Consider the following 9,395-nt stretch of genomic DNA (forward strand, 5'->3'; position numbering starts at 1 on the left):
TATTAGGACAGGAAGAGGAGACGAAGCCATCATTTAACTGCGGCAAAATGTGCGAATATTGCCAGCAAGGCCGCGGCGGGGAGGGGTGGCCGCCGCGTTAAACGTTAGGTGGGCGCTGTGGCAAAATTGGTGCGGCGACTCAATTGTCACATTTTTTGCCGCAAAACTGTTGACGAACATCGCAAAACCCGGTATAGTAATATTCGTTCCTGTTACGGAGCACAGCTTATTGGGTATTAGCGAAGTGGTAACGCAGTGGACTCTGAATCCATAATCCTAGGTTCGATCCCTAGATACCCAATCATTCACAAGAAGAGGAAAATTCGCATTGCGGATTTTCCTCTTCTTTTCTTTCAGCCCAGACACAAAAAAGGTCAGAGCGACATGCGCTCTGACCCGTCTTCTATTCAAATGCTAATTGAACGACGTATTTGCCCTGCACTGGCAGGTGACAGCCGGTGAACCAAATGATGTCCGGCACGGTCGTCGGTGCTTCCGGACTGATTAGCCGGGCCATCCACGCGACCAATTCGGGTTGGGTGCGGATGAAGCCCTCGTCAAGCGACAGGGCGTGCAGCCGGTTTTCCGGGAACAGCTCCGCGCCACTGGGGAACAAGACGTGATCGGTCACGAGCAGCATGACCTCGTTCTTGTAGTGCAGCCGCGTTGGCTGGTAGCTTTCCGGGTGACTCTTAAGGTACCTAAAGACTTTGGTTAGGGTGACGGACTTGTCCATACGCTGACCTCCACGTTCCGTTTATGTATACGTTCATTTTAGCACAGCCGGCATTGGGGCGCATTAAAACCAGTTGTTGCCAAAACCGAGGCGGCGTGACCACCGGCAAGCTGGTTGAGGCCGGGCTGCACGTTTTGTAAGAATGTGAAAATGTTGCGCCTTTTTCAGACTTGTGGTTGCATTTTCAGAAAGCCAGAGTATAATGACAAAGTGTCACATGACAACGTGTCATCAAAACTCTTGGTGACGAATCAATCTAGAAGGGAGTGGTGGTTGTGCCAAAAGCAACATTTTTCCGTTTGCCGGACGAGAAGCGTAACCGGCTTCTCGACGCCGCACGGACCGAATTCGGACGGACCCCGTTTGTGAAGGCGTCCGTATCGAATATCATTGAGCTGGCGGGCATTCCGCGTGGGAGTTTCTACCAATATTTCGAGGATAAGCAGGATATCTTCTACTACATGCTTGAAGTTGAGGGTGGCTCTGCCGTGGAGCACCTGAAAAGGAACTCGTTGCGAATAAAGGTGATATTTTTGCCACTTTGCATCACTTCTTTGAGTGGATGCTCGATTCAATGATGCAGAACAAGAACCGCGACCTGTTCCGCAACATCATAACCGAGATGGATTTTCGGACCGCATCACACACGAGCTTTGGCTCAGAAAACCATAAGGGGCCGGAGTTCAGGACCTTCCTGTACGAGCATGTGGACCTAAGCAAGCTGCAGCTTGAACAAAAAAGCGACCTTGACGTCCTGATGCACTTCGCTGTGGGGAATTTCTTCCAGACGCTGACGCACTATTACACTGCGCAGAACACGGAGCGCGAAATCACCATGAGCGATGCCAAGCGCAGGGTGCACCTCGGCCTTGACTGGCTGGAGTACGGTGCAAGTAGTGAAGTACCCGTGCGTCAAGATTAGGTGCGTTTCCTCTATAAATAAAGTCACGAAGAATATGCAATACGTATACATGTAAGGAGTGCTTATGCTAAAAGTCGCTAAGGGCCGGATGTCCATTTGGGTGGTCTTCGGTTCCGTACTATTTATGATTGTGCAGGTTATCAGTAGCCTGTACTTACCAAACCTCACGTCCGACATCGTTAACAACGGGGTCGCAACGGGGGATATTGATTACATCTGGCGCGTTGGGGGCAAGATGGTCATCTTCGCGCTGATAAGTGTCCTGGCGTCGGTCTGCAACGTCTTCCTCGCAGCCCGTGCGTCCCAGAAGCTGGGGGCCAACCTGCGGAAGGATGTTTATCGCAAGGTTATCAACTACTCACACGATGAAATGGACAAAATCGGCAGCAGTAGTCTGATTACGCGGACGACTAACGACGTTGTGCAGATTCAAAACGTTGTGATGATGTTCCTGCGCATGATGATCATGGCACCAATCATGCTCATCGGGGCCAGCTTCCTGGCTTACCAGAAGAACCACACGCTGACCATGATTTTCATCATCGTCATTCCAATTCTGATTGTCATCATGGGTTGCGTGATGTACTTTGCCGTGCCGCTGTTCAAGGCGATGCAGCAAAAGACCGATAACATTAACCTGGTATTCCGTGAAGGTCTGACTGGGGTGCGCGTTATCCGTGCATTCCGGCAGGATCAGTTCGAACAGGACCGGTTCGCGGCCGTCAACAAGGATTACACTGACAACGCCGTGAAGGTCTTCTCCATCATGGCCGTCATGGTCCCAGTCATGACCCTGGTGATGAGTGGCACCAACATCGGGATTACCTGGTGGGGCGGTCACCTCATCGCCCAGCAAGCCATGGACACCGGGAACATGATTGCGTTCATGACGTACGCGATGCAGATTCTCATGAGTTTCATGATGCTCGCGATGATCTTCGTGTTCATACCGCGTGCTCAGGCCTCTGCAGTCCGGATCAACGCCGTTCTTGACCAGACCACGACGCTCAAGAACAAGGAAAACGGCGTCCAGAACATTAACGACGCCGACCCAGATTTGCACTTTGATCACGTTAACTTCCGGTACCACCACGCGCAGGAACCCGCACTTACTGGGGTTGATTTCCACGTGCATGCTGGCCAAACGCTGGCGATTATCGGGGGGACCGGTTCCGGTAAATCGACCTTGGTTAACCTAATTCCGCGTTTTTACGACGTCGAAAAGGGTGCCGTCAAGATTAACGGCCACGACGTCCGCGATGTGGACATGAAGGACTTGCGGAATGCCGTCGCGTTCGTGCCCCAAAAAGCCAACCTGTTTACTGGGACCGTCCGCGATAACCTCAAGTACGGTAACGAGAACGCAACGGATGAAGAACTGTGGCACGCACTAGAGATTGCGCAGTCGAAGGACTTCATCAGCGCTAACCCTGAAGGTCTCGACTACCCCGTTGAACAGGGTGGGGGTAACTTCTCCGGTGGGCAGCGGCAGCGTCTTGCGATTGCCCGCGCACTGGTTAAGGACGCCTCAATCTACGTGTTCGATGACTCATTCTCCGCACTGGACTTCAAGACCGACGCCAACTTGCGCAAGGCCCTGAAGGATGACGCAAAGATTAGTGGGCGCGTTGTGGTCATTGTTGGCCAGCGTGTCTCAACGGTTGCGGACGCCGACCAGATTGTTGTCCTTGATGAAGGGAAGATGGTTGGTCTCGGAACCCACGCCGAACTTAAGGCAAGCAACGAAACCTACCAAGAAATCATCAATTCACAAATTCGGAAGGGAGATGAAGCATAATGGCTGAAACAAAAGCACCTCGTGCTGGTGGGCACGGGCCAATGGGTCGCGGCGTCGTTGAAAAGCCCAAGAACTTCTGGGGCACGACCAACCGGCTGATGAGCTACATGCACAGTCGTCTCCTTGGTCTTGCGTTTGTTGTGATCATGGCGATTGCTTCCACGATTTTCCAAATCCGGACCCCAAAGATTCTGGGTGAGGCAACGACCGAAATCTTCAAGGGTGTGATGAAGGGTCAGGCAGAACAAAAAGCCGGGATTCATTTCACCCAGTACCCAATTAACTTCGACAAGATCGAACATGTTGTGGTGATTGTTATCGCCATGTACCTGGCGAGTGCCGTCTTCAGTTTCCTCCAGCAGTTCATCATGACCCGCATTAGTCAGCGGACCGTTTATGACCTGCGGAAGGAATTGAAGCGTAAGATGCAGGTTGTGCCAATCAACTACTACGACACGCACAACAACGGGGACATCATGTCCCGTGCCGTTAACGACATGGATAACATTGCCTCCACGCTGCAGCAGTCCTTGACGCAGATGGTTACCAGTACGATGACCTTCATCGGGACGCTGTGGATGATGCTTTCAATCTCGTGGAAATTAACGCTGATTGCCGCGGTCACCGTGCCACTGTCCCTCGTTATCGTCGGGATTGTGGCCCCTAAGTCACAGCGCTTCTTCTCCGCGCAGCAAAAGTCCCTTGGGCTCATCAACAACCAGGTTGAAGAAACATACGGTGGTCAGGTGATCATCAAGAGCTTCAACCGCGAAGACGACATGATTCACCAGTTCGAGGAAGAAAACGACCGTTACTACGCGGCTGCGTGGAAGGCCCAGTTTGTTTCCGGAATTATCATGCCGCTCATGACCTTCCTGAACAACATCGGTTACGTGTTCGTTGCCATCGTTGGTGGGGTGCAGGTTGCTAACGGGACGGTTACCCTGGGGAACGTGCAGGCCTTCCTGCAGTACACCCAGCAGTTCTCCCAGCCTATTAGCCAACTCGCGAACCTGGCCAACACCATCCAGTCCACGATTGCCTCCGCGGAACGTATCTTTGAAGTTCTGGACGAAAAGGACATGGAGAACCCGCACGTTGACGTGCCAGACACGCCAGATGACGGCAACCTGCTCACGCTGGACCACGTTCAATTCGGTTACGGCGACGGCGATTTGCTGATGACGGACTACAACCTGGAAGTTAAACCGGGCCAGATGGTTGCCATTGTTGGGCCAACCGGTGCCGGGAAGACGACCATTATTAATCTGCTCGAACGTTTCTATGACGTCCGGGGTGGATCCATTCGCCTGAAGGGCACCGACACGCGCAACATGACGCGTGAGGAACTGCGCAGCCACTTTGCAATGGTGCTGCAGGATACCTGGTTGTTCACCGGCACTATTTGGGATAACCTCAAGTACGGCCGTGAAGACGCGACGGATGAACAGATTATTAACGCAGCCAAGGCGGCGCACGTGGACTCCTTCGTGCGGCAGCTGCCCGATGGTTACAACACCGTTCTGAACGAAGAAGCTTCGAACATCTCGCAGGGTCAGCGGCAACTGCTGACGATTGCCCGTGCGTTCGTGGCTGATCCAGAAATCCTGATTCTCGATGAGGCAACCAGTTCCGTTGATACGCGAACCGAAGTGCACATCCAGCACGCGATGCAGCGACTGCTCAAGGACCGGACGAGCTTCGTTGTTGCGCACCGTCTCTCCACGATTCGGGATGCCGACAACATCATCGTGATGAACCACGGTTCCATCGTTGAAACCGGGAACCACGACAGCTTGATGGCCAAGAACGGCTTCTACGCTGACTTGTATAACTCCCAGTTCTCCGGGAACGTGGCAATTTAATCTAGTCACACAAATCTTAATTAAGGGATAAGGCCACGCGCCTTATCCTTTTTTTGTGCACTCACGCCTTATTGCCCATTTTTTTGCCGGCGAGTACCCTTTACACTGGACTTGTAGGTAAGAAGAAACCGCATTCATCAACACTTAGTTGAGCGGCGGCTGCATTAATTGCCTGGCCGCTGCGGCCGAGCAAGGTGACACAGAAGGGGGTATTTTTCATGAGCAAGAAGCAATTTGTATTGGGCGTGTTCCTCGGACTGGTTGTGACCAGCGCCGCGTACGTTGCGAACCGTTTGGACCTGTTCCACGACGATGCCAAAGACTACGAGGAATTCGAAGGCCGTTAAAACTGGCATATCGCAGTGACGTAGCTTTTACTTGGTAACTATTTTCTGGCAACCAAGGTAACACGTTAATAGTTAGCAAGCGCAGGAGGATATCTATGAAAACAAAGGCAATTATGATTGGTGCCGGACTGGCAAACATGGCCAGTGCCGTTTACTTGATTCAAGAAGCACACTGGAACGGGGACAACATCACATTCTACTCGCTCGATGACCACGGCAGTAACGATGGTTCCGTGACCACCGACCAGACCGATGAGTACTGGAACAAGAATCACCCCTTGAGCAACACCAAGGGCTACCTGGCCCGCGGCGGGCGGATGCTCAACTACCGGACTTACGTTGACCTGATGGACCTGCTCTCCCGCGTGCAGTCCGTGACCGAGCCGGGGATGACCGCGGCCGAAGACACGTACGACTTTGATGCCAAACACCGCACCTACGACATCGCGCGGCTGCTCCAGGGCGGCAAGGGGATTATCGACGGCGGCAAGATGGGCCTGAACAATGAGGACCGGCTGCTGCTGACGAAATTAATCATGATGCCCGACCGTGAAGAAACCAAGCTGGACAACGTGTCCATCGCCGAATACTTCAAGGACGACCCGCACATGTTTCAGACTAACTTCTGGTACATGTGGGAGACGACCTTTGCCTTCCGGACCAAGAGTTCTGCCCAGGAATTGCGGCGGTACATGCACCAAATGATCTACGAATTCACGCAGATTGAGCACTTGGTTGGGGTTAACCGGACCAGGTACAACCAGTACGAGAGCATCATGATGCCGCTCATCAACTACCTGAAGGACCAGGGCTGCCACATCATTTTGAACCGGCGCGTGACCGATTGGGACTTCAAAGACACGACCATGCAGGATGAAATCACGGTGACCGGCCTCACCATGACCAACACCGAAACTGGCGCTGAAGAGCACGTTGATGTCGATGATGACACCGCGGTAATCTTCACCAACGGCTCAATCACCGACTCGGCCACGTTGGGCGACTTCGACACGCCGGCACCGGAAAACATGGATTATGGTGCCGCCGCGAGCCTGTGGAAGAAGGCCACGGAGCACTTCTACAACCTGGGGAACCCCGACAAGTTCTTCGCCGACCGTGACGCCTCTGAGTGGGTCAGTTTCACCCTGACCACGAAGAACCACGTGCTGCTGAACGAAATCACGCGGATTACCACTCAGCAGCCCGGGAACGCGCTCAACTCGTTCCTGTCTACCACGCCGATCACGCCACTCGGTCAAGTCGACGTCAACATGTCCATTGTTGTCCACCACCAGCCACACTTCACGACGCAAAAGCCAAACGAAACGGTTATCTGGGGCTACTTCCTGTACCCACGCCGGCGCGGCGAATTCGTTCAGAAGCCATACATTGAGATGACTGGTAAGGAGATGCTGCAGGAGCTCATTGGTCAGCTGGCCAAGGTTGATCCTGGCCCCGTCAACATTCGTGAACACGAAGACGCCATCATGGACTCCGTCGTCAACTGCATCCCAGTTTACATGCCATACGCATCCGCGCTGTTCAACAACCGCGCCAAGGCGGACCGGCCAAAGGTAATTCCGGCACACTCAACGAACCTCGCCTTCACCGGTGAGTTCGTGGAGCAGCCTTACCAGATGATCTTCACCGAGCAGTCTGCGGTGCGTTCCGGCGAAATTGCCGCTTACCACTTCGCGGGCATCCCAATGAGTCACCTGGTTGACACACCACGTTACGACAAAGACTTGCCAACGCTGATGCGTGCCACCAAGAAGATGTTCAGCTGAGGCAGTAATGCAGGCTGCACGTTCTTTCGGACCAGATAATTAAGCAAATGAATCGTTAAAGCTCACAGCGGGCACGATGCTGTGGGCTTTTGTTATGGGCTGGTGGGCAGTGGCCACTCCCGCATCAGACAAACCATCGTCCAGGCGAATTGGGCACCGCGGAGCCGGTGCGGCCCGTGCACTCATTCTGCGCGTGATATAATTGGACGCAGAGGTGTGATTAATGAACGATTTAGACAAGTTGAACCGGCTTAACTGCATTGTTGATGCCCGGTTGCGCCACATGGTTAGTTCTGGCGTGACGCCCGGCGTTAGCTTTGCGTTGCTGAGTGGAGACGAGACGTTGACGCAGTATTTTGGCAACGAGAGCACCGCGTCGGTGACTGTGCCGCTGCGCCCGAACATGTACTACGACCTGGCCTCGCTCACGAAGGTGGTGGGGACCACGCCACTGTTGCTGCAGTCGATTCGGGAAGGAAAACTGCAGCTGGACGAAAAGGTGGCCGCTGTGTTGCCCGAGTTCTCCGGCGGTGACGTGACGTTCCGGGAATTGATGACGCACACGTCGGGGCTTGCCGGCTACATCGAGCACCGCGACGAGCTGCCACCAGCTGCGTTGCGGCACGCGTTGTTGACCCAGCTCCACGTGGATGAGAGTCGGGGCACGGCCGTTTACCGAGATTTCAACCTGCTAATCACCGGCTGGGCTCTGGAAAAGGTCAATGGCGGGGTTCCGGTGCAAGAATTAATTACGGCAAATGTGCTTAAACCGTGGGGCCTAGATGCGACCTTTGCGCCGCGGCCAGACCAGGCGGTACCGACCACGTACAGCCCAGCGAATGGGCTGCTGCGGGGGACGGTGCACGATCCCAAGAGTGCGATTTTGGGTGCCCACTCGGCGGCGGCGGGATTATTCGCGTCTCTGCGCGGGATGGTGCGCTATCTGCGGGTCGCCTTTGGGGATGTTGCGGTGCCGAGCGTTCCGGCTAACTGGGCGCGGGCGCTGCAAAAAGACTTCAGCTTGGGCGGCGCCATGCGCAGTGTTGGTTTTGATTTGCGTTACGCGCCGGGCAACAGCCGGCCGTTTCTATACCACACTGGCTACACGGGGACGTTTATCCTGTTTGACCCAACGGAACGGCTTGGCCTTGTAGTCCTGGCCAATCGGGTCCACCCGTTTGTCCACGCAGATTTTCTGCGGCAGCGGGATCTGCTTGTCCACGCCTTTTTGCAGGAGACGAGCACGTGGCACTAAAAAACGGAGAATGAACTGCGTTTGCGCGCGGTTCATTCTCCGTTTTGTTATTGGGCCTTTTGCATAGATTGTTGTTTAATTTTTCCGTGGTGCTGGCGAATCTGTGCCGGATAGCCCAATTGCGTCAGGATTGTGCTCCACTGGAGGTCATGTGAGCGATACAGGTAGGCAACCAGCTGCTTGAGCGGGACCTGAGCGGTTGAGAGGCGGTTGGCCGCGGAAATGGTTGGGCGGGCTTCCATGTGTAGTTGGTGTATGTAATCGTCCACCATCGCCAGCAGTTGTTCGTTAGTTAGGTCGCGCCATTCCTGTCTCGTCATATTGTTCACTCCTTATTCTGTTGATTAGTTATAATATACGATATCGCGCTCTATTTGTCATTAGTTTTGCTTAAATTTCTTATTTTAAAATTTAGGGAATTGTTATATGAAAACTGATGCGGGGGGAAAGGCCGGTAAATCACGGATATTTGCAGCTGCGTGCGTTTGCGGGGTTTGCTAGATTTCTTGCACGTGGCGGAACTGATTGCAAGTAACGTTTAGACGCGCAGAAAAGAGGCAATACATCAAAAAACGCCCCATACCGCAGCAGGCAAGCGCACTGCTCGGTGCGATAATCCCTTTGTGGTTGTCAGATGAAATATCATAATTCATCTGACAATTATGGAGGGATTTTTGTATGCCCA

At 53.6% G+C, this 9,395-nt stretch carries 10 protein-coding genes and 1 tRNA gene; 8 read left to right on the forward strand and 3 right to left on the reverse strand.

The window, feature by feature from the left end; genetic code table 11:
• The first annotated feature begins 230 nt into the window (after positions 1-230).
• Positions 231-301 (forward strand) — tRNA-Gln (locus EKN00_RS08955).
• A 102-nt stretch (positions 302-403) separates the two neighbouring features.
• Here the strand turns inward: EKN00_RS08955 and EKN00_RS08960 are convergent.
• Positions 404-736, reverse strand: coding sequence for a hypothetical protein (locus EKN00_RS08960; RefSeq protein ID WP_127849790.1), 333 nt, complete (start codon positions 734-736; stop codon positions 404-406).
• A 275-nt stretch (positions 737-1,011) separates the two neighbouring features.
• Between EKN00_RS08960 and EKN00_RS08965 the strand changes: the two genes are divergently transcribed.
• The 7 genes from EKN00_RS08965 (at position 1,012) to EKN00_RS08990 (ending at position 8,710) form a co-directional block, all read left to right on the forward strand.
• The gene (locus tag EKN00_RS08965; protein ID WP_127849791.1) at positions 1,012-1,314 is read left to right on the forward strand and encodes a TetR/AcrR family transcriptional regulator; all 303 of its coding nucleotides are present in this window, start codon (positions 1,012-1,014) and stop codon (positions 1,312-1,314) included.
• Positions 1,311-1,658, forward strand: a complete 348-nt coding sequence (locus tag EKN00_RS08970; RefSeq protein WP_127849792.1) for a hypothetical protein — start codon at positions 1,311-1,313, stop codon at positions 1,656-1,658. The genes EKN00_RS08965 and EKN00_RS08970 overlap by 4 nt, the downstream gene beginning before the upstream one ends.
• A gap of 64 nt (positions 1,659-1,722) precedes the next feature.
• Positions 1,723-3,456, forward strand: a complete 1,734-nt coding sequence (locus EKN00_RS08975; protein WP_127849793.1) for an ABC transporter ATP-binding protein — start codon at positions 1,723-1,725, stop codon at positions 3,454-3,456.
• Positions 3,456-5,321, forward strand: coding sequence for an ABC transporter ATP-binding protein (locus tag EKN00_RS08980; protein WP_127849794.1), 1,866 nt, complete (start codon positions 3,456-3,458; stop codon positions 5,319-5,321). The genes EKN00_RS08975 and EKN00_RS08980 overlap by 1 nt, the downstream gene beginning before the upstream one ends.
• A 218-nt stretch (positions 5,322-5,539) precedes the next feature.
• A complete protein-coding gene (locus tag EKN00_RS11105; protein ID WP_277749635.1) occupies positions 5,540-5,668 on the forward strand; it encodes a hypothetical protein in 129 nt (42 codons plus the stop codon).
• 89 nt (positions 5,669-5,757) lie between these two features.
• On the forward strand, positions 5,758-7,455 hold the full coding sequence (locus EKN00_RS08985; protein WP_277749636.1) for an oleate hydratase: 1,698 nt from the start codon (positions 5,758-5,760) through the stop codon (positions 7,453-7,455).
• A 223-nt stretch (positions 7,456-7,678) separates the two neighbouring features.
• On the forward strand, positions 7,679-8,710 hold the full coding sequence (locus EKN00_RS08990) for a serine hydrolase domain-containing protein (protein WP_127849796.1): 1,032 nt from the start codon (positions 7,679-7,681) through the stop codon (positions 8,708-8,710).
• A 47-nt stretch (positions 8,711-8,757) separates the two neighbouring features.
• Here EKN00_RS08990 and EKN00_RS08995 read toward each other — a convergent pair whose 3' ends face one another.
• Entirely contained in the window at positions 8,758-9,030 is a 273-nt protein-coding gene (locus EKN00_RS08995) for a hypothetical protein (protein ID WP_127849797.1), read from the reverse strand.
• Positions 9,031-9,207: 177 nt separating this feature from the next.
• Positions 9,208-9,395: hypothetical protein (locus tag EKN00_RS11000; RefSeq protein ID WP_206611278.1), on the reverse strand; the 188-nt coding region annotated here is incomplete at its 5' end.

The sequence above is a fragment of the Lacticaseibacillus hulanensis genome, assembly GCF_004010095.1.
GTDB classification, from domain to species: domain Bacteria; phylum Bacillota; class Bacilli; order Lactobacillales; family Lactobacillaceae; genus Lacticaseibacillus; species Lacticaseibacillus hulanensis.